The following is a 22,785-nucleotide window of genomic DNA, read 5'->3' as shown; positions in this document are numbered from 1 at the left end:
GCCCACGCGGTATTAAGCCGTCGTCATCCGATAGAGGGGCCCGCCAGCATTGCGGCCTAAGATGTTAACTGCATTTATTCTGTGGTTATCCGCCCGGATGCAAAATGCGGTGCCTGCCACACTTGATTAATATTTTTTGACGCATTTTTTGACGCACGTAACGAAGAATAAAGAAAATAATATGAAAATTGAACAATGTGATGTAGTCATCATTGGCGCCGGTCCATCCGGTTCGGTAGCGGCTGCTTTATTGTTGCAGCAAGGGCGTAAGGTGATCGTACTGGAGCGCGAGCAATTCCCACGTTTTAGCATAGGCGAAAGTTTGCTGCCGCAAAGCATGGAGTATTTGCAGCAAGCGGGCATGTTGCAAGCTGTGGTGGAGGCCGGCTTCCAATACAAGAATGGCGCAGCTTTTGTGCGTGGTGACAGATATACAGCATTCGATTTTCGCGATAAACATTCCTCTGGCTGGGGCACTACCTATCAAGTCCAACGTGCCAATTTTGATCATTTACTGGCGAAGGAAGCACAACGGCAGGGCGCTGATATTCGTTTCCAGCATTCGGTTATTTCAGTTGATGTTGAAAGTGAAAAACCAAGTGTAGTTGTGCGCGATGCCGATAACAATGAGTACCGTGTTGAAGCTGATTTTATCCTCGATGCCAGTGGATTTGGGCGGGTATTGCCACGGTTATTGCAATTGGAAACGCCATCTAATTTCCCCGTACGTGGCGCGATATTCACGCATATAGCCGATGGAATCGCTGCACCAGATTTTGACCGCAATAAGATTCGTATCACGGTACATCCTGAACATTGCAATGTATGGTACTGGCTGATTCCGTTTGCCGGTGGGCGTTGTTCGATTGGCGTGGTGGGAGAGACTGAATTCTTGAAACAATATCAGGGAAGTGATAGCGAACGTCTGCATGCATTAGTGATGGAAGATCCGGCTTCGTGTCAGTTATTGAAAAACGCAAAATGGGACACGCCAGCGCGCGCGATTACAGGATATTCCGCGAACGTGAAATCGCTATGGGGGAAAAACTACGCTTTGCTGGGCAATGCAGGGGAATTCCTGGATCCGGTATTCTCTTCCGGCGTGACGATCGCGGTCAAATCGGCCAGCATGGCGGCCGGCGTATTGCAGCGTCAATTTGCCGGGGGAAGAGTTGATTGGGAAAATGACTATGCCGTGCCGATGAAAAAAGGTGTTGATGCTTTCCGAACGTTTGTCGAGTCATGGTATGCGGGTGATTTTCAAAGAGTGATTTTCCATGAAAACCAACAGCCGGAAGTGCGCCGTATGATTGCTGCGATTTTGGCCGGTTATGCCTGGGATGAAAGCAATCCTTATGTCGCCGACAGCAAGCGCCGTTTGAACACGCTGGAGGAAATATGCGTATAACTGCGCGAGTACTGTCCACGCTGTTTTTGACGGTGCTGATTGCAGGCTGTGCCAACGTTGCGCAGGCTCCGGCGCAATCGGGAAGATTAGGTTTGCAATTATCACCGGCCAGCCTTGGCGCTACCATTAGTGTGCAACAGCATTTGACAGTAGAGCGCGACAGTACGCCCGATAAATCGGATCAACTGGATGTGGCGTTGGAAATTGATCCGCAACAACTCAATATGGTTGGATTGGCGTTCGGACAGCGCGTGTTGACCATTAACTATGATGGTCAGCATGTGAAATCGTGGCGACATTTGATGTTGCCTGCGCAGGTGAAGGCTGAGGATGTGCTTGAGGATATGCAGTTGACTTTATGGCCATTGGAGGCGATACGTCAGGCTTTGCCGACAGGTTGGAAGATAGAGCAGCAAGGAAGACGTCGCACCCTGTCATTAAATAATGAGCCGGTGATGGTGATTAACTACAGTGATGATCTACGCTGGAGCGGTAAAGTGATATTAACCAATTTACGCTATCACTATCGCTTAACTGTAGAATCCGAACCGCTATAAATTATCACCCGTTACTTCAATACTTTATGCACTGATAATTAATTCCTCGACAATGTTCTATCTGAATCAACTTGGCCTGGTGTGCGCACTTGGCGACAATCACGATCAAATTCGCCGGCGCTTGCTCAATGGCGAAAGTGGTGTCGTCATGACGGATCGCTATTCTGCTGGCAAACCGTTGTCGCTGGGCTGTGTTGATACTCCCTTACCCAGTGCGGAAGATTTACCGGTTGCGCAACGTAGTCGTAATAATCAGTTGGCGTTAGCTGCTTTGGCGCAAATTCGACCTCAGGTCGATGCTGCGATTGCAAAGTATGGCGCTGATCGCATTGCGATTGTGGTTGGTACCAGTACCTCTGGTGTTGCTGAGAGTGAGAGTGCTTTTCGACAGCAACTTGTGAGTGGAGTATTTCCTGCGCAATTCACCTATGCGCAGCAGGAGATGGGTTCGGTGGCGGCGATGTTATCCCAACTATTAGGTGTCAGCGGCCCCGCATATGTTCACTCCAGCGCCTGTGCTTCCAGCAGTAAGGCAATGGCGAGCGCGGCCAGAATGTTGAAGATGGGAATATGTGATGCGGTGATCACTGGCGGGGTCGATTCTTTGTGCGCTTTTACCGTGGCTGGTTTTAGCGCATTGGAATCAGTCAGTGTCGAGCGTTGCAATCCATTTAGTGCACATCGAAATGGCATAAATATCGGTGAAGGTGCGGCTTTGTTTTTAATGACAGCAGAACCTGCAACTGTGTCTTTGCGCGGTTGGGGCGAGTCCTCGGACGGCCATCATATTTCTGCGCCCGATCCGAACGGCAGTGGTGCACGGCTGGCAATAGAGCGGGCATTATCCTCTGCAGGCATCACCGCAGCGCAGATTGACTATATCAATTTGCACGGTACCGCGACATTACAAAACGATGCGATGGAAAGCCGGGTGATTGCTGACATGTTTGATGCGCAACGGATCGGTAAACGCGTCGCTGCCAGCTCAACCAAGCCATATACCGGCCATGCTCTGGGTGCGGCAGGTGCAATAGAAGCGGGATTGTGTTGGTTAATGATGCAAAACGGCGATAGCACTGATGTTGAAGGTCGTTTGCCACCGCATTTGTGGGACGGTGTTCGGGATGCCAGCTTGCCGGATTTGACTTTGGTAGCGCAGGGTGATCGACTTGGACGACCAGTAGATTGGATATTAAGTAATTCATTCGCTTTTGGCGGAGCGAATGCAGTATTGATTTTAGGACGGGAATAATGATGGAAGGGACAGATATGCATGCAGATGAAAGCATTGATAATTTCCCTGCTATTTGCACTTTCATGCCCCATTCTGGCCGCATGGTTTTATTGAATCGGGTGTTATCTGCTGACGCAGAAAATTTATGTGCAGAAGTGGTGATACGCCCTGACAGTTTGTTCTGTGAATCAGATCACGGCGTAGGTAACTGGATAGGTGTGGAGTACATGGCGCAAGCGATTGCCGCGTATGCCGGTTACAACGCGTCTTTACGTGACGAACCGGTTAAAGTCGGCTTCTTGCTGGGGACACGAAGTTACGATGCACATTGTTCCTATTTTGCTGTCGGCTCTGTTTTACATGTCGCCGTGCAACGACTAATACAAACCGACAACGGGGTTGGATCGTTTGAATGCAGCATCACAGATACCGATAGAAAGACATTAGCGACAGCCACCATCACGGTATTTCAACCTGATGATGCAGATGCTTTCCTTCAAAGTAGTGAAAAATGACTAAAAGGCATACGGAGTGAGTGTGAGTGTAGATCAGAAAATAGATCAAAAGACAGTGCTGGTGACTGGTTCCAGCCGTGGAATTGGCAAAGCAATTGCCTTGCGTTTGGCACGTGACGGTTACGACATCGTCTTGCATTGTCATCAGCAACGCGAAGCGACTGATGGTGTGGCACAGACTATTAGAGAGATGGGACGACAAGTACGTGTCTTGCAATTTGATATTAGCGAACGGCAGGAGTGCGCGGATATTTTGTTGGCGGATGTTGCGCAATATGGATGTTATTACGGTGTTGTGTGCAACGCGGGCGTCGCGCGCGATAATGCCTTTCCCGCAATGCCAGGTGAGGATTGGGATATCGTGATGAAGACTAATCTGGACGGTTTTTATAACGTTCTGAACCCACTCATCATGCCGCTAGTACAGCGCCGTGCACCGGGGCGGATTATTACGATGGCATCAGTGTCTGGTCTGATCGGCAATCGTGGACAGGTTAATTACAGTGCAGCCAAGGCTGGCGTTATTGGGGCGACCAAGGCGTTGGCAATTGAACTGGCGAAACGCAATATCACCGTTAATTGCATTGCGCCGGGATTGATAGAAACCGACATGATTGCTGATGCACCGCTTGAAGAAGCGCTCAAAATGATTCCTTTACGTCGCGTTGGTAAGCCGGAGGAAGTCGCCGGTACCGTAGCTTTTTTGATGCATAGCGATGCGGCGTACATTACACGACAGGTTATTTCTGTGAACGGTGGCATGGCATGACGTCTTCGGATAAAAGGGTGGTCGTCACCGGCATGGCGGGAATTAGCCCGATTGGCAATGACTGGAGCAGCATACGCGCCTATTTAGGAAGTTATCAAAACGCGGTGATACGCATGCATGACTGGGCAGATTATGATGGTTTGAATACGCAGTTAGGTGCGCCTGCGATGGCGTTCTTGTTATCTGACCGTTATACCCGCAAGACTATGCGTAGCATGGGCCGCGTGGCGTTGATGGCTACCCGTGCCAGCGAAATGGCGTTGATGGATGCTGGATTATTGGACGACCCGATTTTGAAAAGTGGTCAATGTGGGATCGCCTATGGTTCATCGGCCGGAACGACCAAAGCGATAGGCGACTTCGGCAAAATGATCGAAGAACGTAGTACTCGCGGCATTAATGCGACCACCTACATCAAAATGATGGCACATACAGCACCCGTGAATATCGGCGTATTTTTCGGGGTTACCGGCAGGGTAATCACGACTTCCAGCGCTTGTACATCAGGCAGTCAAGGAATTGGTTATGCTTATGAAGCCATCCGCAGTGGTCGTCAAAAAGTCATGATTGCCGGCGGTGCAGAAGAGTTGTGCGCTACCGAAGCGGCGGTATTTGATACCTTGTTCGCTACCAGCGTGCGTAATGACACGCCGGGATACACCCCGAGCCCATTTGATAGTGAAAGGGACGGTTTGGTGATTGGAGAAGGCGCTGGAACGTTGATACTGGAAGACTACGATCATGCGCAAGCACGTGGCGCAACCATGTATGCGGAGATAGTCGGTTTCGGTACGAACAGCGATGGCTGCCATGTGACCCATCCGAATTCCGAAACCATGGCGATTGCGATGCAGTTAGCGTTGGCTGACGCCGGATTGCCTGCCACTGCGATTGGTTATATTAATGCCCATGGCACAGGAACCGAACAAGGTGATATTGCCGAATCGCATGCGACGGCACAGGTTTTCGGTCAACAAATTCCCATCAGTTCTTTGAAGAGTTACACAGGGCATACGTTAGGAGCGTGTGGTGCATTGGAAGCGTGGGCTTGCATCGAAATGATGCGCGAAGGCTGGTTTGCACCAACCATCAACCTTAAGCAACTCGATCCACGCTGCGCGCAATTGGATTACATCGTTGAGCAAGGGCGGGCATTGCAATGTGATTATGTAATGTCGAATAATTTTGCCTTTGGGGGAATTAATACTTCATTAATTTTCAAAAAATTGCAATAATGTCATTATTATTTGGCGACTGTTTTGCCATTTAATTTTGTTCACCTTATACACAAGGAAAATATGAATTTTTTTTTACGCGTTCTGTTAACGATGTCAGCTTTATCGTTCATTGCCAGCCCTACTGTTTTTGCCCGTGACACACAACTGATGGTGCCAATTCAGGCAGGGCTAGATAGTGCAATAGCAAAAGAAAAACTGGATGGCTCTATCAAATTTTATTTTGCAGGGCAAAATCAACCTAAGATCGCCGCCCCCATCAAAACGGACGTGAGCAATCGGAAAACCAATTCATTCGGCAAATCCGACCAGGATGCATGTATTTGGGGATTTGTATCGGCATTAATCGAATTCCAAAAACGTGCGCATGAGCTTGGTGCTGATGCCGTTGTCAATATTGAGAGTTACTACAAGAAAAATTCAAGCCCAAGTGCCACCGAGTTTGAATGCCATGCTGGTGCCATTGTCGCCGGTGTTGCGCTGAAGGGCGATTTTGTGAAGCTGGCCAAATAAGTCTCTATGAAATTTTGCAAATTTCGCCCCATCATCCGTAAATGGATTGTGGGGCGAATTTTTTTTGCATAAGATTTTTCAATATTTTCTTTCACTGCCATTGCTTCATATGCAACTTCCAACAAAGTAAGCCGGCACCGTTAAATCGTCTTTATGTCACATTAAAATCATGAAAATCTTCCCTTGAGTGTTGGTTGCATCGGGTAAAATTCATCTATGAAAATTCTTATCAGCAACGACGACGGTTATTTAGCTCCGGGTATTATTGCTTTAGCCAATGCGCTCACACCAATTGCCGACATTGTGGTGGTTGCCCCAGAAAGTAATCGCTCTGGCGCATCTAATTCTTTGACTTTGGATAGACCATTGTCGGTACATCGTGCTGAAAACGGGTTTTACTTCGTCAATGGCACGCCATCGGATTGCGTGCATGTGGCGCTGACCGGGATTTTAAATTTCCGCCCAGATCTGATTGTTTCCGGAATTAATCAGGGACAAAATATGGGCGACGATACGTTGTACTCTGGAACAGTTGCTGCTGCGACGGAAGGATTTTTATTTGGCATTCCGGCTATTGCCTTTTCTCAGGTTAAGCACGGCTGGGATGAATTGGAAGCTGCCGCACAAATTGCGCGGGAGATTGTGGAGCGCCGTTTCGAGCAGATGCCGCGTCCCTTCCTGCTCAATGTGAATATCCCAAACTTGCCTTACGCCGAAATCCGGCCTGCATTGGCTACGCGTCTGGGGAAACGCCATATGTCGGAGCCGGTGATTAAAATGTTGGATCCGCATGGCCGCGAAATTTATTGGATAGGTCCGGCAGGTACGGCAAAAGATGCTGACGCAGGAACAGATTTTCATGCAGTGGCGCACGGTCATGTATCGATCACACCATTACAAATTGATTTGACACATAGAACGCAGTTGACTGGTTTAGCGAAAGATCTGCTATGAAGAAAGAAGGGGCAGCGCGTTTTCCACTGACTTTATCATCAGTGGTGGATGTGAAGGCAAAATCCGCTGGTGTGCGCTCGAATGTGAAGGTCGCAACACCACAAACGGCGACGCGCAATGCTGTACAGGATAGTGTACGTGTCGCTTCGTTGAAGCAAGCAATTTCGCAAGCAAGCTCACCAAACAATGCTAATAAAGCGGGTACTGTTAAATCTACCGTGATGAGTAATTCGACCAAACATATCGATGAGCGTCCGACGCCGCTGGTGTCGGAAGGTGTGCGCAAAGCGATGGTGGCACGGATCGCTCAGCTCGGTGTGCGCGATGTCAGTGTGTTGGCGGCGATGGAGGCAGTGCCACGGCATTTGTTTATGGAACCGGGATTGGCTAGCCAGGCCTATACCGATTCCGCGTTTCCGATTGGCCATCACCAGACCATTTCGCAACCTTATATCGTCGCTCGCATGATAGAAATCATGCGTGATAACAAGCAAGGTGGTGTATTGCAGCGTGTATTGGAGATTGGTACCGGCTGTGGTTATCAAGCGGCGGTGTTGTCTTTGGTTGCGAAAGAAGTGTATTCAATTGAGCGTATCAAACCTTTGCATGAGCTCGCTCGCGTTAATTTACGCCCATTGCGTGTAGCGAATATCCGTTTGCATTACGGAGATGGTATGCTTGGATTGCCGCAGGCGGCGCCTTTTGATGGCATTATTCTGGCTGCTGCGGGTCTGGAAGTGCCGCCAGCATTGTTAGAGCAATTGTCCATAGGCGGACGCTTGGTGGCTCCGGTGGGCGGACGTCATCAGGTATTGCAGTTGTTTGAGCGCGTCAGTAAATACGATTGGACCAGCACTACACTGGAAGATTGTCAGTTTGTGCCGTTGCGTGCAGGGACCATATAGGTTCATATCAACGGTAGATTCTATTGGCAGATTTACTATCAGCCTGCGTCAGAACATCCAACAAAATTCGATTAAACCTGCGACTTAGTCGCCAAGAAAACGTATGAGCATGAAAATAATTCGTCTAGCAACTCTGGGAATAGTGATCACTACGATTGCTGCTTGTAGCACCACACATACTCCTGCGCCAGTAGTCGAGCGTCGAGCCGGCGGTGCCGCGTATAACACGGGTGCCAGTACCGAGCCGCGCGCAGTAGCCGGGCCGGGATTTTACACAGTTAAAAAAGGCGATACGCTGTTTAAAATCGCACAGGAATCCGGGCAAAGCTATCGCGATATCGTGACTTGGAATAATCTTGAAAATGCCAACGATATTAAGGTCGATCAAGTATTGCGTGTGCAACCTCCGAACGGTAGCAGTGCCACTGCTGGCGGTGCGCAATTAGGAAATGTTACTTCCGGTTCGGGTGTTGAAGTTAAGCCATTAAGCACAACTACTCCATCGCCGAGTGCCAGCAGCAGTAACAATAACGCGGCCTCTGCCAGCAGCAATAAAACTGGCCCACGCGGCGATAAACGTCCGTATTCAGAAAGCGCTTTGGCCGAATTGCAAAAGCCAGATATGGCTGCGGCCAACGAAGCGCGCCCAGAAATAAAACCCGCGCCATCAACTTCCGCTGAAAAAACTACGCCTCCGCCAGTTGCCGCAATTCCAAGCGGTGACGAAGATAAAGTTGACTGGATGTGGCCTACGGATGGCAAATTAACGGGTACTTTTGACCAAGGGAAAAAAGGTATCGATATCGCTGGTAAGGCCGGCCAGGCAGTGCAAGCTGCTGCTGCAGGCAAGGTGATGTATGCTGGTAGTGGAATACGCGGTTATGGCAATTTGGTGATTATTAAGCATACAAACAATCTGCTATCGGCGTATGCTCATAACAAGCTGATTTTGGTCAAAGAAGGACAAACAGTCAGTAAAGGTCAGAAGATTGCTGAGATGGGCAATTCTGATAGTGATAGCACCATATTGCATTTTGAAATTAGACAACAAGGCAAGCCGGTTGATCCGTCGAAATTTTTGCCTCCCCGTTGATCATTGTCTATGTGGCTAATGGTGATAATTGACAGATAAAAGCAACCGTAATCAAAAAGACTGAATATAGAAGTGATGCATATTGCTGCAATAAAGTAGCAATATGTTAATGATTTCGTTGGTTGTCGTACTAGAAGTTCACGCGGTTATTAATTGTTTTAACTGAATGACTTACTAAGTGATTGCTAAATGAATAAGCACGTTAGTCATCAAAGTAGCGCCAATGAGATGTTTTCAGAAAGCGCTTCTGATGACGTACTTGATGATCTCGATTCTGGATTGCTTAATGATAGGGTTAGCCATATTGATGGCTACGCTGAAGAAGCAGAGGAGGTCGATGCGGCAAACACTGATGATATTGTCAATGTTGATGATATCTCGGTGGTTGACGCAGGGTTCGGTGCTGAAGAATTAAAAAAAGTATTGGCATCGGAATTATCAACCGATACTACGCAACATTATCTGAATCAAATCGGCACTCGGCCGCTACTGACTGTGACGGAAGAAGTACACTTTGCGACGCTCGCCAAGCAGGGAGATTTTCCGTCGCGGCAGAAAATGATTGAGCATAACTTACGCTTAGTCGTTTCGATTGCTAAACATTATATTAATCGCGGTGTTGCTTTGCTCGATTTGATCGAAGAGGGCAATCTCGGTTTAATGCGAGCGATCGATAAATTTGAACCGGAGCGAGGCTTTCGCTTTTCTACTTATGCAACATGGTGGATACGGCAAAGCATAGAGCGCTCAATCATGAATCAGGCACGTACCGTGCGACTACCGGTCCATATGGTGCGCGAATTGAATCAGATATTGCGGGCAAAATACCATCTGGAGGCACAGCATCATAATGGCAAGGATGCCTGCGCTGAAGACATTGCGCATTTGGTCGATCGACCTATCGATCAAGTGCAAGCCGTGTTGATATTGGCGGAGCATGCGACTTCACTGGATGCGGCATTGGATCAAGATCCGGCAGCAAGCTTGATCGACTTGTTGCAATGTGCAACGGAAGAAAACCCTGACTTTTGCGCAGAACAAAAAGAAACCTGCGTACTCATCCGGATGTGGCTGGATAAGTTGAGTGACAAACAACGTAATGTCATCATGCGACGCTTCGGTTTTGATAACGATGAGCCTACGACCTTGGAAGAGTTGGCTTCTGAAATTGGTGTGACACGTGAGCGGGTGCGGCAAATACAGCAAGAAGCGCTGATTAAGCTGAAACGTTTACTTGGCGCCAAGGGAGTGGGGAAGGGGGCGTTTTTATAGTGCGACTGCATTGTCTTCCGTATTGTCTTATATCTATCCTCCTGCTTCATGTAGACCCTATTTTGTTATAGCTCATCTATAACCCGCTATAATTCTGCGCTAATCATTTCCCCTCAAATTATTTATATGCCTGTATTTCTTTGTTTTCGCGAATAAAGAGACGGCAGTATTGCAGAGTGTTTCCCTATGGTCGAAGACATAATCATTGATATCAAATCGTTGGACATGGATGCGCGTGGTGTAGGCCATTTGCAAAATGAGGATGGCACACAAGGCAAAGTGATTTTTGTTGAGGGTGCATTACCTGGCGAACGCGTGAGTTTTCAGTCGTTTCGCAAGAAAAAAGCATGGGAAGCGGCGACCATGACTGCGCTGCATCGTGAATCAGTGTCACGCGTGAAGCCGCATTGTCAGTTTTTTGGGGTATGCGGTGGATGTTCCATGCAGCATATTGACGCCAGCGCGCAGGTAGCCATCAAGCAGCGTGTATTGGAAGATAACCTCTGGCATATCAGCAAGGTCAAAGCCGACATGATGTTGCGTCCGATTTATGGGCCGACGTGGGGTTATCGCTATAGAGCGCGTATCTCGGTGCGTCATGTGGTTAAAAAGGACGCGGTGTTAGTGGGATTTCATGAGCGTAAATCCTCTTTTGTCACTGACATGACTAGTTGCGAGGTATTGCCCGCTAACGTGTCGGCGATGCTAGTTCCGTTGCGTAGTCTAATCGCCTCCTTGACCATTATTAAAGACTTGCCGCAGATAGAACTGGCTATTGGCGAAGGCGAGCACGGCATCGTTACAGTAATGGTGTTGCGCATCATGGCACCGCTGACTGCAGAAGATGAGGTCAAATTAAAAGCATTTGCTGATGCGCATCAGGTGCATTGGTGGTTGCAAACGGGTGGGCCGCAAACTGCAGCGCCGTTCTATCCGGCAGACAGTGCTTTGTATTACACCTTGCCTGAGTTCAATGTCCGCATGCCGTTTAAGCCTACCGATTTCACGCAAGTGAATCATCAAATCAATCGCGTATTGGTTGCCAGGGCACTGCGTTTGCTGGATGTGCAACCAGAAGAAAGGGTTGCGGATCTATTCTGTGGCTTGGGTAATTTCACTTTGCCGTTAGCGACGCAGGCGCGCGAAGTGGTGGGAATAGAGGGCAGTGATGTGTTGGTTGAGCGCTCTGGTGAGAATGCCGCAGTCAATCAGTTGTCAGATAAAACCACGTTCTATTGCCGTAATTTGTTCGAGGCGACGACGGACGACTTCATAGCGTTAGGCAAATTCGACAGGATGTTGATCGATCCTCCGCGCGACGGAGCAATGGCCGTCTGCAATGCCTTGGTCGGTTTGGCGGAGGTCGATAAATCGTTAATGCCAAAGCGGATTGTGTATGTATCCTGCAGCCCGTCAACATTAGCGCGCGATGCGGGTATTTTGACGCAAGGCGGTTATCGCTTGTCGCAAGCTGGTGTCGTGAATATGTTCCCGCATACGTCGCATGTCGAATCAATTGCGATGTTTGATTTGGAATAGGCAAAGAAGTTGTTGTTATTCGAGAATAAAAAAGACGAATAAAAAAACCGGCGTTTAAGCCGGTTTTTTTATTGGAAACGTTAATAACCCTTAAGCAAATTTTTAATTTCGATTGCCGCCAAAGACACCAAGCAATGAAAGTAAATTGGCAAAAATATTATAAACATCCAGATAGATACTCAATGTAGCGCGGATGTAATTGGTTTCACCGCCGTTAATGACTTTCTGTACATCGTAAAGCAGATAAGCGGAGAAAATTGCAATGGCGATCACGGAAATGGTGAGATAGAGCGCTGGAATATGCAAAAAAATGTTGGCGACACTAGCAACCAAAATGACAATTAAACCCGCGAATAGCCATTTGCCCATGCCAGAAAAATCACGCTTGGACACAGTCGCGATTGTTGCCATCACGCCAAATACAACAGCCGTGCCTGCAAACGCCATTATGATCAGCGAACTGCCATTGGAAAACTGCAGTGTGCGTTCGATCAGGCGAGACAGCATTAGGCCCATGAAAAAAGTAAAGCCCAGCAAAACCAGAACGCCTAGTCCGGAATCCTTGGTTTTTTCAATGGCATAAAAGAAACCGAATGCAATTGCCATAAAGATAGCAAAGCCTATCATCGGGCTGGCACTGAAAAAGCTAAAGTTCAGTTGTACCCCTAACCAAGCGCCAGCAATCGTTGGTAACATCGACAGCGCCAGCAGCCAGTAGGTGTTACGCATGACGCGATGGCTGCTACCGATAGCTGTGCCCGCAGGTGCGTAGCGTGATTGTAAGTTTTGACTCATAGGTACCTCCGTTAAGTATTGCGAATGCGTTGAAAAGCGTTCAATAATGGCAAGAGCATAGCATGTTGAGGCGCAATGTTATATATCTCTGCTTGCCAACTTATCATCTTCTATCCTTGCATAAGACCATGAAGCGACAAACTAGTTCTCGACAGTTTGTTACCAATTCCCCTATGTCGGCATGGTTTGTGAAGCGACGTTTCGTGGTAGAATCAAAGGTTGATTGAATATCAAACTTATTTGACTGTGGTTCGTAGATTTGGCGCATTGATGCCGCATTAATGCATTACTCGCTGAGTTTTTAACGGATTTGCTTAGTCGGCTTAATATGTAAAATTAAGCGATCATTTTACTTTTACCCTTATTGGAGTTTTTCAGATGGCAATTGAACGCACACTTTCGATCATCAAACCAGACGCAGTCGCTAAAAACGTTATCGGCCAAATCTACAGCCGTTTTGAAGGCGCTGGCTTGAAGATTGTTGCATCACGCATGATGCATTTGTCACGTGCTGAAGCTGAAGGTTTTTACGCAGTGCACGCAGCGCGTCCTTTTTTCAAGGATTTGGTTGAATTCATGATTTCTGGTCCAGTTGTTGTGCAAGCATTGGAAGGCGAAAATGCAATCTTGAAGCACCGCGATTTGATGGGCGCAACCAATCCTAAAGAAGCAGCTGCCGGCACAATCCGTGCTGATTTCGCTGATTCTATCGACGCCAATGCAGTTCACGGTTCTGATTCTGCAGAAAATGCAGCGATTGAAATCGCCTATTTTTTCCCAGCGTCACAAGTGTTTTCGCGTTAATTTAGAAGTGTAAGAAATATCGATATGGCTACTACTCTCACCAATCTGCTGGATTTGGATCCTGCGCAACTTGTCGCTTATTGCGGCGAGTTGGGTGAGAAGCCGTTTCGTGCAAAACAATTGCAACGCTGGATACACCAATTCGGCGCGCACGATTTTGATGCAATGACGGATTTGGCCAAGTCATTGCGTGACAAGTTGGCGACGCGTGCGATGATCGCCGCTCCAACGATCATTAGCGATCATATTTCCACCGACGGTACGCGCAAATGGCTGCTGGATGTCGGGCAAGGAAATGCGGTCGAAACAGTATTTATTCCTGAGGAAAATCGCGGTACGTTGTGTATTTCGACGCAAGCCGGTTGCGCGGTCAATTGCCGCTTTTGCTCGACTGGAAAGCAAGGTTTTAGTCGGAATTTGACGGTCGGTGAAATCATCGGTCAGCTATGGATGGCAGAATTTGCCTTGCGTCGCTCCAAAGGCATCGAGCCAGGCCCTAAAGGTGAGCGCCAAATCACCAATGTGGTCATGATGGGCATGGGCGAGCCGTTGTTAAATTACGAGCCAACCGTGACTGCCTTGAAGTTGATGTTGGATGATAACGCCTATGGTCTTTCGCGCCGACGTGTGACCTTGTCAACCAGTGGTGTCGTGCCAATGATAGATAAGCTTTCGCAAGATTGCGCGGTGGCGTTGGCGGTATCCTTGCATGCTTCCAACGATACGTTGCGTGATGGCTTGGTGCCGCTGAATAAAAAATATCCTTTACGTGAACTGATGGCTTCTTGCCGTCGTTACCTGGAATTTGCACCGCGTGACTTCGTCACTTTTGAGTATTGCATGCTCGATGGTGTCAACGATAGCGATCAAAATGCGCGTGAGTTAGTTGCTTTGGTTCAGGGACATAATGGTGATGCGGCCGTGTCATGCAAATTCAATCTGATTCCTTTCAATCCCTTTCCCGAATCTGGTCTTAAGCGTTCGAATAATCCGAGAATTCATGCTTTTGCAAAAATCCTGATGGATGCAGGCATCATAACGACTATCCGAAAAACCCGCGGCGATGATATTGATGCGGCTTGCGGCCAACTAGCGGGTGAGGTTCAAGATCGCACCAAGGTACAAGAGCGTATGCAAAAAATGCCTGAATATCAGAACAGTCCTCAAAATAAGTTCGGTAAGAATTTTGGTCGTGTTATCGAAATTATTGAGGTGTCTGAGTGAAAAATCGCAGCTGGAATTTTTCGATGAATTCTTTGTGTTTTATTGCTCCCGTCATGGCAATGACTTTGTTGTTAGCCGCATGCTCCAATCAACAAATCGATACCAGCCTTCGTAATGAGCCTGGTGCCCGCGACGAACTGAAAACCAATTCTGATTTAACTGAAGCGCAACGCCGGGCGCGGATTCGCATGCAATTGGCGATCGGTTATTATGGACAGGGACAGTTAGAAGTTGCGCTTGATGAAATTAAACAGGCCTTGACTGCTGATCCGGATTTTGCTGACGCTTATAGCGTGCGTGGCTTGATTTATATGGACATGGGTGAAGTGCGATTGGCGGATGAGAATTTTCAGCGCGCCTTGAGCCTGGCGCCTCAAAACCCAGATATAGCCAATAATTACGGTTGGTTTTTGTGCCAAAACGGCAGAGAAAAAGAATCAATAACTTATTTTGAGTCGGCTTTGAAAAGTCGCTCATATAAATCGCCGTCCAAGGCACTGACTAACGCCGGTATATGTAGTTTGAAGTTGAAAGATAAAGCGGCGGCTGAGCGGTATTTTTCGCAGTCATTTCAATTCGAGCCAGACAATCCACTGACTAACGTAAATTTGGCAAATCTGGCTTATGACAGGCATGATGAGGCCCGTGCGCGTTTTTATATGGAACGCGTGACAAAAACGGATGGCTTGAATGCTAGTCTTTTATGGTTAGCCATTAATGTCGAACGAAAATTAGATAATCGTGCATCAGAAGAAAAATTTGCGATGCAGTTACGTCAACGTTATCCGGGTTCGGTAGAATATGCGTCCTATCAACGGGGGGCATTCGATGACTGAGCCGGAAAAAAATAGTGAAATAACTTCCGCAGCGGAAGAAATGGCAGGGGCTGAAGCAAGTGCGCCAGTGAGCGATGGCTTGCATTCTGTTGGCGCGCAATTAGCGAATGCGCGTAAGCAACATGGTTGGGCAGTCGAAGATGTGGCTAGTCAGTTGAAATTGGCTCCTCGTCAAATTGATGCTATCGAGCAAGATAATTACAATGCTTTGCCAACCATGGTTATGACGCGAGGTTATATCCGTTCCTACGCAAAATTGCTCGGCCTTGATCCTGCAGCCATTTTGCCAAGTACGGCTTCCGCGACTGACACAGCCGGTGCATTTAGCTCTTCTCAGCATGGCGGAAATACGTCCAGATCACTGGCACAATCAAATATCCCTTTTGAGAGCGAAGGTCGTATTTCAGTCAAATGGATAGTCGTTGGCGTAGCTGTAGTATTGGCTGCGATTGCGGCAACACAATTCGGCGGGTTATCTGCGTTGCATTCTTCTTCAGTGGCATCGGCAGAGTCTGTTGAGTCAGCCTCTACTGACAAAGACGCTACAGGAAAAACAGATGATGAGATTTTGGCAAACGCGAACACGCCACCTTCTGCTGTGGCGAGCAATCCGCAAGCTACTGTGGCTGTCGGCGCGACCGGAGTGCCGGCACCGACTGTTGCGCCTGGCGCTGACAACAATCAATTAAGCCTGCATTTTAAGCAGGACTCTTGGATTCAAGTTAAGAGCGCAGATAAAAAAATCCTTTTTTCGGGAATTGCCAAAGCAGATGCAACTGAAACGTTTAGTCTCGACCAGCCGTTGTCAGTAGTGATCGGTAATATTTCAGGCGTTGACGCGACTTTGCGCGGTGAAGCCCTGGATTTAAAAGCCAATAGCAAAACCAATGTAGCTCGCTTGAATTTGAAATAATTTTTATTTTTTGTTTCATTTTTAGCCTAATTAAAATCATTTCGCCCCCTGTATAAAACGAACATCGTCCATGTCCAAGATGAATCTCCCTATTGCTTCTGGCCCCAGTATTCGTCGCATTAGCCGCTCTGCGCCGATACGGTACGGCGCACGTGAAATTTTAGTGGGCGGCGGAGCGCCAGTGGTAGTGCAATCGATGACGAACACCGATACCGCTGATGTCATCGGCACGGCGATTCAAATCAAAGATTTGGCACGCGCTGGTTCCGAAATAGTCAGATTGACGGTAGACAAGCCTGAAGCTGCGGCAGCGGTGCCGGCAATACGCGAACAACTCGATAAGATGGGCATTGACGTGCCGTTGGTGGGTGATTTTCATTACAACGGTCATACCTTGTTGAACGATTACCCTGAGTGCGCGCAGGCATTGTCTAAATATCGCATTAATCCGGGCAATGTCGGTAAGGGTGCAAAACGCGACACGCAATTTGCTCAGATGATAGAAATTGCCTGCAAATATGACAAGCCAGTGCGCATAGGCGTGAACTGGGGTAGTCTGGACCAGGCATTGCTGGCGCGCATTATGGACGAAAATGCTCAGCGCTCGGATCCATGGACAGCACAGACGGTGATGTATGAAGCACTGATCACATCTGCGATTGAAAATGCCCAGCGTGCAGAGCAATTGGGACTGGCTGGCGATAAGATTATTTTGTCTTGCAAAGTGTCGGGCGTGCAGGATTTGATCGCCGTGTACCGTGAGTTAGGGCGTCGGTGCGATTATCCATTGCATTTAGGTTTGACTGAAGCAGGGATGGGCAGCAAAGGCATCGTGGCATCGACAGCAGCGTTATCGGTCTTGCTGCAAGAAGGTATTGGCGACACTATCCGGATTTCGTTGACCCCAGAACCTGGTGGCGATCGCACTAAAGAAATCGTTGTGGCGCAAGAGATTTTACAGACCATGGGGCTGCGTAAATTTGCACCGATGGTGATTGCTTGTCCTGGTTGTGGGCGGACGACGTCGACCGTGTTTCAAGATTTAGCGGATAAAATTCAAACATATTTGCGCGACCAAATGCCAGTATGGAAAAAAGCATATCCGGGTGTTGAAGCAATGAATGTTGCGGTCATGGGATGTATCGTGAATGGTCCGGGCGAGTCCAAGCATGCCAATATCGGCATTAGTTTGCCGGGCACTGGCGAAACGCCAGCTGCACCAGTTTTTATCGATGGCGAGAAAAAAATGACGTTGCGCGGCGAGGGTATCGCTGAGGAATTTCAATGCATTGTTCTTGACTATGTAAAGTCGCACTACGGCGCAAATGCAACCTGATTTTGTTTCTAATAAAAATTAGTGCAGATCCCAAATAAAATTCGAAAATCGAATTAACCAAAATAATAGTAAATAGAATGTCAGAAAATAAAAAAGCCGAAAAAATCGTTGGTGTTAAAGGCATGAATGATGTCTTGCCAGCTGATGCCGCGTTATGGGAGTTATTTGAAAACACCGTGCAATCGGTGTTGAAGAGCTATGGCTTCCAGCAAATTCGCACACCTATAGTAGAGCCGACAGCGTTGTTTAAACGGGGCTTAGGTGAGGTAACCGACATTGTCGAAAAAGAGATGTATTCGTGGGTCGACGCGATGAATGGCGACAATCTGACATTGCGCCCTGAAAGCACGGCTGGTGTAGTGCGTGCTGCTCTTGAGCATAATTTGACTTACGACGGTCCTAAAAGACTTTGGTACAGCGGTCCAATGTTTCGGCATGAACGTCCGCAGCGCGGTCGCTCACGTCAATTTCATCAGGTCGGCGCCGAAGCGATCGGCTTTACTGGGCCAGATATTGATGCAGAACTGATCATGCTTTGCCAGCGTCTATGGGACGATCTTGGTTTGGAAAATATCAGACTGGAATTAAATTCCATTGGTGATGCCGAAGAGCGTAATCGTCATCGCACGGACTTGATTGCCTATTTTGAGCAGCATAAAGAGCTGTTGGACGCCGATGCACAACGTCGCTTGCATTCTAATCCGCTGCGGATTTTGGATACTAAAAATCCGGCCATGCAAGCAATGGTGAATGGTGCTCCACAACTGTTGGAGTATCTCGGTGAGGAATCACGTGCGCACTTTGAGGGTGTGCAAAAAATTCTGAATCACAACAACATTCCATTCACTGTCAATCCGCGTTTAGTGCGTGGTATGGATTACTACAATCGCACGGTGTTCGAGTGGGTTACCGATCAATTGGGCTCACAAGGTACGGTGTGTGGCGGTGGACGCTATGATCCGTTGGTTGAAATGTTTGGCGGCAAACCAACTCCTGCCTGTGGTTTTGCGATGGGGGTCGAGCGCTTATTGGAATTGATGCGTGAGAATGGTGAACAAGTTACGCGTAATGAGTGTGATGTGTATGTAGTGCATCAGGGCGAAACGGCGCAACTGCAAGCATTTGTGTTGGCAGAGCGTTTGCGCGGTGCAGGATTGGATGTCGTACTCCATTGCGCATCGGCGAACTCTGGCAGCAGTTTCAAGTCTCAGATGAAGCGCGCCGATAGTAGTGGCGCAGCTTATGCAGTCATTATTGGCGAAGATGAGGTTGCTAACCAGACCGCAACCATCAAAGTTTTACGTGGTGATGTTTCTGCAGAAGGTGGCAATCAAGCCGTCGTGCCGTTTGATGGCGTAACAGATTATCTGGTTGATCAGATTGTTGGCAACGATGATCATGATCATGACCACGTACACTATCACCATTAATAAATTGCTGTAAACTCATGCGCTAACGTCATGTATTGGCGTTAGCACATAAATACTTCGCATTATTTTTAAAACACCACTCAGATAAGACATCATGGCATACGATCACGAAGAACAAGAACAGCTAGCTACTCTTCAAGAGTGGTGGAAAAAAAATGGCAATGTAATGACCTGGGTGCTGATTGCAGCACTGGCCGCTTACGCAGGTTGGACCGGCTGGAAATATTACCAAAATAATCAGGCTGTGCAGGCATCGCAACTTTACGATGAGTTGGGAAAAGCAGTCACAGCTAAAGATAATGTGAGGGTGTTACGCGCTGCGACTGATATGGAGCAGAAATTTGGCGGTACAACTTATGCGCAAATGGCAGCGTTGGCCGCGGCAAAAGCAACTTTTGACGCCAATGATCTGACCAATACAAAGGCTCAGTTACAGTGGGTGATCGATCATGGACGCGACTTGGAATACAAGACGTTAGCCAAAATTCGTCTGGCCGGCGTTTTGCTGGATGAGAAGGCATACGACAAAGGTTTGGAAGTGTTAGGTGGCGATGTAGCGCCGGAATTTGATTCTGCGTTGGCAGATCGCAAGGGCGACATTCTAGTAGCTCAGAATAAAATTGACGAAGCACGCGCTGCTTATCAATTGGCGCTGGATAAAGCTGATCCAGGCAATCCTAGTCGTCAATTGATCCAGATTAAGCTTGATGCGATCGGCGGATCTGCCACCAAAGCGGCAGCCTGACCAATAGCGATCAACGCAAATTTAGTAACAATAGTGGCGAATAGTACGCATTAGCCAAGAACTAAAAATCAGAAAAGGGAAGCAAATGCAGAAAATGCAAAAAGTCCGTACTGCAGCGAATATTGCCTGCATAGGTGTGGCATTGGCGTTATCGGGCTGTTCTTTGTTTGCTAGCAAACCTACGAGTAGCACACCGGTTCCACTGGCAGCTGATTTTAAACCGACTGTAAAAGTGCATACTGTCTGGACTGCTTCTGTCGGTGATGCGGGTGTTTATGCTTTCGCTCCTGTACTTGGCGGTACCAGTATTTATGCGGCATCCGCGGATGGCGGTATTAGTCGTCTTGATGCAACCACGGGGGCTTCTGTCTGGAAGGTTAAGACAGGCATGAAGTTGACCGGCGGCGTTGGTACTGACGGCACAACCGTTGTCGTAGCAGGTGAAAAAGGTACGCTGCTCGCTTATGATGTGGAAGGTAAACTGCTATGGAAAGCGCAAGCTTCCAGCGAAATTTTGTCTGCGCCTGCGGTAGGTCAAGGACTGGTGATTATTCGTAGCCAAGATAATCGTATTGCTGCTTACGATGAACAAACAGGTGAACGCAAATGGGTTGCGCAACGTACAAATCCATCGCTGACTATTCGTTCGTCTCCCGGCATTTTGATTGTGCCGCAAGCGGCATTTATATCATTGCCAGGCGGTCGTTTATCGGCATTGAATCTTGCAAATGGCGGCCCTTGGTGGGAAATGGCAATTGGTGATCCGCGCGGAACAACGGAATTGGAGCGTGTTTCTGATGCCTCAGGTACGCCGCTATTGATTGGTCACGACATCTGCTCCGTCGCATACCAAGGACGTGTAGGCTGTTTCGACGCTGGTACCGGCGCGCAGCACTGGGTCAAAAAATTCTCCAGCGCGGTTGGCGTCGGCGGTGATGGCGCGGATATCTATGCTGCCGATGAAAACGGTGATGTTTCTGCTTTTACCCGTGATAATGGCACTGTCTTGTGGAAAAATAGCGACCTGAAGTATCGTAGTTTATCTACTCCTGTACCATTAGGTCCAACCGTTGTTGCCGGTGACTATGAAGGGTATGTCCATTTCTTCTCACGTGAAAATGGTGCTCTGGTGTCACGCATTCGGATTGATAAAACACCCGTTTTACTCAACCCGCTAGTAGTTGGATCAAATGTCATTTTCCAGACAAAATCTGGCGTATTGACCGCATTAGCACTCGATTAATCAATTTTTATATTATGCATTTAACCACTGCATTTAACCTCTAAGCACTTAATGAAGCCAGTCATAGCACTCGTAGGACGTCCAAATGTCGGTAAATCGACCTTATTCAATCGCTTGACACGATCACGCGATGCGTTGGTTGCCGATTTGCCGGGATTGACCCGAGATCGCCACTATGGAGAGGGGCGGATAGGCGAGCGCCCATTTCTGGTCATTGACACCGGTGGTTTTGAACCGGTTGCCAAAGACGGCATCATGCATGAAATGGCAAAGCAGACCAAGCAAGCAGTGGCGGAAGCCGATCTGGTGATTTTCATTGTTGATGGACGTCAAGGTTTGACGCCGCACGACAAAACTATCACCGATTTTTTGCGTAAATCCGGTCGCTCAGTGATGTTGGTAGTGAATAAATCTGAGGGCATGAAATACACCTCAGTTACTGCAGATTTTTATGAATTAGGTTTGGGTGACCCTTATGTCATTTCAGCTGCCCATGGTGATGGTGTAACTGATCTGGTCGAAGAATCCCTGGATTTGGCTTTCGCGCAACGTCCACCTGAAGTCGAAGAGCCAACCAGTAATGAGCGCAGCATAAAAATTGCGATTGTCGGCCGCCCTAACGTTGGCAAGTCCACTTTGGTTAACACCTTATTGGGCGAAGAGCGTGTGATTGCGTTCGATATGCCAGGTACAACGCGTGATTCGATTGAAATCGATTTTGAGCGTAATGGCACGCAATATACGTTAATCGATACAGCAGGGATACGTCGACGCGGCAAGGTGTTTGAAGCAATTGAAAAATTTTCGGTAGTCAAAACACTGCAGTCCATTTCGGAGGCTAACGTCGTATTGCTATTGCTGGATGCTCAGCAAGATATTTCTGAGCAAGACGCGCATATCGCCGGCTTTATTCTTGAGTCCGGTCGTGCCTTGGTGGTTGGCGTGAATAAATGGGATGGCTTGACGAGTGATCGCCGTGACGAAATCAAAATCGATCTCGATCGTAAGCTTAGTTTTCTGTCGTTCGCCAAATTCCATCATATTTCAGCATTGAAATCGACTGGTATCGGACCGCTGATGAAGTCCATCGATTCGGCCTATGCAGCCGCGATGACAAATCTAACTACGCCAAAATTGACGCGCGCGTTATTGGAAGCCGTTGAGCATCAACAACCGCGCCGCAAGGGTTCGATACGTCCTAAATTACGCTATGCGCATCAAGGCGGAATGAATCCACCTATCGTCGTTATTCACGGAAATTCTCTCGAAGCGATCGATGCCAATTACAAACGTTACCTGGAAAAATATTTCCGTGAAACTTTTTCACTAATTGGCACTCCATTACGTATCGAATTTAAATCGGGGAAAAATCCTTTCGCGCGACCTGTAAAATAGATTTTCGTTGGCAGTAAAAGTGAAAATCGTTTACATTTATAAATACACCACCTAGTCAATCATTTTACTT

At 47.9% G+C, this 22,785-nt stretch carries 22 protein-coding genes; 21 read left to right on the top strand and 1 reads right to left on the bottom strand.

Annotated features, from left to right (window positions below):
- Window positions 1-181 precede the first annotated feature (181 nt).
- The 12 genes from GEV47_RS01415 to rlmD all read left to right on the top strand — a co-directional run bounded on the left by GEV47_RS01415 (window position 182) and on the right by rlmD (window position 11,994).
- On the top strand, window positions 182-1,408 hold the full coding sequence (locus tag GEV47_RS01415) for an NAD(P)/FAD-dependent oxidoreductase (protein ID WP_153232931.1): 1,227 nt from the start codon (window positions 182-184) through the stop codon (window positions 1,406-1,408).
- On the top strand, window positions 1,399-1,965 hold the full coding sequence (locus GEV47_RS01410) for a DUF3261 domain-containing protein (protein ID WP_153232930.1): 567 nt from the start codon (window positions 1,399-1,401) through the stop codon (window positions 1,963-1,965). The genes GEV47_RS01415 and GEV47_RS01410 overlap by 10 nt, the downstream gene beginning before the upstream one ends.
- A 52-nt stretch (window positions 1,966-2,017) precedes the next feature.
- A complete protein-coding gene (locus tag GEV47_RS01405) occupies window positions 2,018-3,217 on the top strand; it encodes a beta-ketoacyl-ACP synthase (RefSeq protein ID WP_153232929.1) in 1,200 nt (399 codons plus the stop codon).
- Window positions 3,217-3,714 carry a hotdog family protein gene (locus GEV47_RS01400; protein ID WP_228124520.1) on the top strand — a complete coding sequence of 166 codons (498 nt, stop codon included), beginning with the start codon at window positions 3,217-3,219 and terminating at the stop codon, window positions 3,712-3,714. The genes GEV47_RS01405 and GEV47_RS01400 overlap by 1 nt, the downstream gene beginning before the upstream one ends.
- A gap of 40 nt (window positions 3,715-3,754) precedes the next feature.
- Complete coding sequence (gene fabG, locus GEV47_RS01395; protein WP_322741550.1) at window positions 3,755-4,483, top strand: 3-oxoacyl-ACP reductase FabG; 729 nt, start codon at window positions 3,755-3,757, stop codon at window positions 4,481-4,483.
- Window positions 4,480-5,718 (top strand): beta-ketoacyl-ACP synthase, encoded by a 1,239-nt coding sequence (locus GEV47_RS01390; RefSeq protein WP_153232928.1) that lies wholly within the window; start codon window positions 4,480-4,482, stop codon window positions 5,716-5,718. Before fabG ends, GEV47_RS01390 begins: the two co-directional genes overlap by 4 nt.
- 63 nt (window positions 5,719-5,781) lie before the next feature.
- Entirely contained in the window at window positions 5,782-6,231 is a 450-nt protein-coding gene (locus tag GEV47_RS01385; protein WP_153232927.1) for an excinuclease ATPase subunit, read from the top strand.
- 216 nt (window positions 6,232-6,447) lie between these two features.
- The gene (surE, locus tag GEV47_RS01380; RefSeq protein ID WP_153232926.1) at window positions 6,448-7,185 is read left to right on the top strand and encodes a 5'/3'-nucleotidase SurE; all 738 of its coding nucleotides are present in this window, start codon (window positions 6,448-6,450) and stop codon (window positions 7,183-7,185) included.
- Complete coding sequence (locus tag GEV47_RS01375) at window positions 7,182-8,090, top strand: protein-L-isoaspartate(D-aspartate) O-methyltransferase (RefSeq protein WP_153232925.1); 909 nt, start codon at window positions 7,182-7,184, stop codon at window positions 8,088-8,090. Before surE ends, GEV47_RS01375 begins: the two co-directional genes overlap by 4 nt.
- Before the next feature lie 109 nt (window positions 8,091-8,199).
- Window positions 8,200-9,183: a peptidoglycan DD-metalloendopeptidase family protein gene (locus GEV47_RS01370; RefSeq protein WP_153233732.1), complete on the top strand. Its 984-nt coding sequence runs from the start codon at window positions 8,200-8,202 to the stop codon at window positions 9,181-9,183.
- A gap of 189 nt (window positions 9,184-9,372) precedes the next feature.
- A complete protein-coding gene (gene rpoS / locus GEV47_RS01365; protein WP_228124519.1) occupies window positions 9,373-10,455 on the top strand; it encodes an RNA polymerase sigma factor RpoS in 1,083 nt (360 codons plus the stop codon).
- Between the two features lie 186 nt (window positions 10,456-10,641).
- Entirely contained in the window at window positions 10,642-11,994 is a 1,353-nt protein-coding gene (rlmD, locus tag GEV47_RS01360) for a 23S rRNA (uracil(1939)-C(5))-methyltransferase RlmD (protein WP_153232924.1), read from the top strand.
- Between the two features lie 102 nt (window positions 11,995-12,096).
- On the opposite strand, the gene GEV47_RS01355 is transcribed toward rlmD, so the two are convergent.
- Window positions 12,097-12,789, bottom strand: a complete 693-nt coding sequence (locus tag GEV47_RS01355; RefSeq protein WP_153232923.1) for a Bax inhibitor-1/YccA family protein — start codon at window positions 12,787-12,789, stop codon at window positions 12,097-12,099.
- Window positions 12,790-13,167: 378 nt separating this feature from the next.
- On the opposite strand from GEV47_RS01355, the gene ndk reads away from it, so the two are divergent.
- The 9 genes from ndk (at window position 13,168) to der (ending at window position 22,715) form a co-directional block, all read left to right on the top strand.
- Window positions 13,168-13,593 carry a nucleoside-diphosphate kinase gene (gene ndk, locus GEV47_RS01350; RefSeq protein WP_153232922.1) on the top strand — a complete coding sequence of 142 codons (426 nt, stop codon included), beginning with the start codon at window positions 13,168-13,170 and terminating at the stop codon, window positions 13,591-13,593.
- Window positions 13,594-13,617: 24 nt separating this feature from the next.
- Window positions 13,618-14,817 (top strand): 23S rRNA (adenine(2503)-C(2))-methyltransferase RlmN, encoded by a 1,200-nt coding sequence (rlmN, locus tag GEV47_RS01345; RefSeq protein WP_153232921.1) that lies wholly within the window; start codon window positions 13,618-13,620, stop codon window positions 14,815-14,817.
- A gap of 23 nt (window positions 14,818-14,840) precedes the next feature.
- Window positions 14,841-15,653 (top strand): type IV pilus biogenesis/stability protein PilW, encoded by an 813-nt coding sequence (pilW, locus tag GEV47_RS01340; RefSeq protein ID WP_228124518.1) that lies wholly within the window; start codon window positions 14,841-14,843, stop codon window positions 15,651-15,653.
- Window positions 15,646-16,566, top strand: coding sequence for a helix-turn-helix domain-containing protein (locus tag GEV47_RS01335; RefSeq protein ID WP_194270546.1), 921 nt, complete (start codon window positions 15,646-15,648; stop codon window positions 16,564-16,566). Before pilW ends, GEV47_RS01335 begins: the two co-directional genes overlap by 8 nt.
- 70 nt (window positions 16,567-16,636) lie before the next feature.
- On the top strand, window positions 16,637-17,902 hold the full coding sequence (gene ispG, locus GEV47_RS01330; protein ID WP_153232919.1) for a flavodoxin-dependent (E)-4-hydroxy-3-methylbut-2-enyl-diphosphate synthase: 1,266 nt from the start codon (window positions 16,637-16,639) through the stop codon (window positions 17,900-17,902).
- 77 nt (window positions 17,903-17,979) lie between these two features.
- The gene (hisS, locus tag GEV47_RS01325) at window positions 17,980-19,332 is read left to right on the top strand and encodes a histidine--tRNA ligase (RefSeq protein WP_153232918.1); all 1,353 of its coding nucleotides are present in this window, start codon (window positions 17,980-17,982) and stop codon (window positions 19,330-19,332) included.
- Window positions 19,333-19,426: 94 nt separating this feature from the next.
- On the top strand, window positions 19,427-20,077 hold the full coding sequence (locus GEV47_RS01320) for a YfgM family protein (RefSeq protein ID WP_153232917.1): 651 nt from the start codon (window positions 19,427-19,429) through the stop codon (window positions 20,075-20,077).
- A gap of 85 nt (window positions 20,078-20,162) precedes the next feature.
- Window positions 20,163-21,320, top strand: coding sequence for an outer membrane protein assembly factor BamB (gene bamB / locus GEV47_RS01315; protein ID WP_228124517.1), 1,158 nt, complete (start codon window positions 20,163-20,165; stop codon window positions 21,318-21,320).
- A 51-nt stretch (window positions 21,321-21,371) separates the two neighbouring features.
- Window positions 21,372-22,715 (top strand): ribosome biogenesis GTPase Der, encoded by a 1,344-nt coding sequence (der, locus tag GEV47_RS01310; protein WP_153232916.1) that lies wholly within the window; start codon window positions 21,372-21,374, stop codon window positions 22,713-22,715.
- Window positions 22,716-22,785 lie beyond the last annotated feature (70 nt).

The organism is Glaciimonas soli, from assembly GCF_009497155.1.
Lineage (GTDB): Bacteria > Pseudomonadota > Gammaproteobacteria > Burkholderiales > Burkholderiaceae_D > Glaciimonas > Glaciimonas soli.
This window is presented reverse-complemented; position numbering and strand designations above follow the sequence as displayed.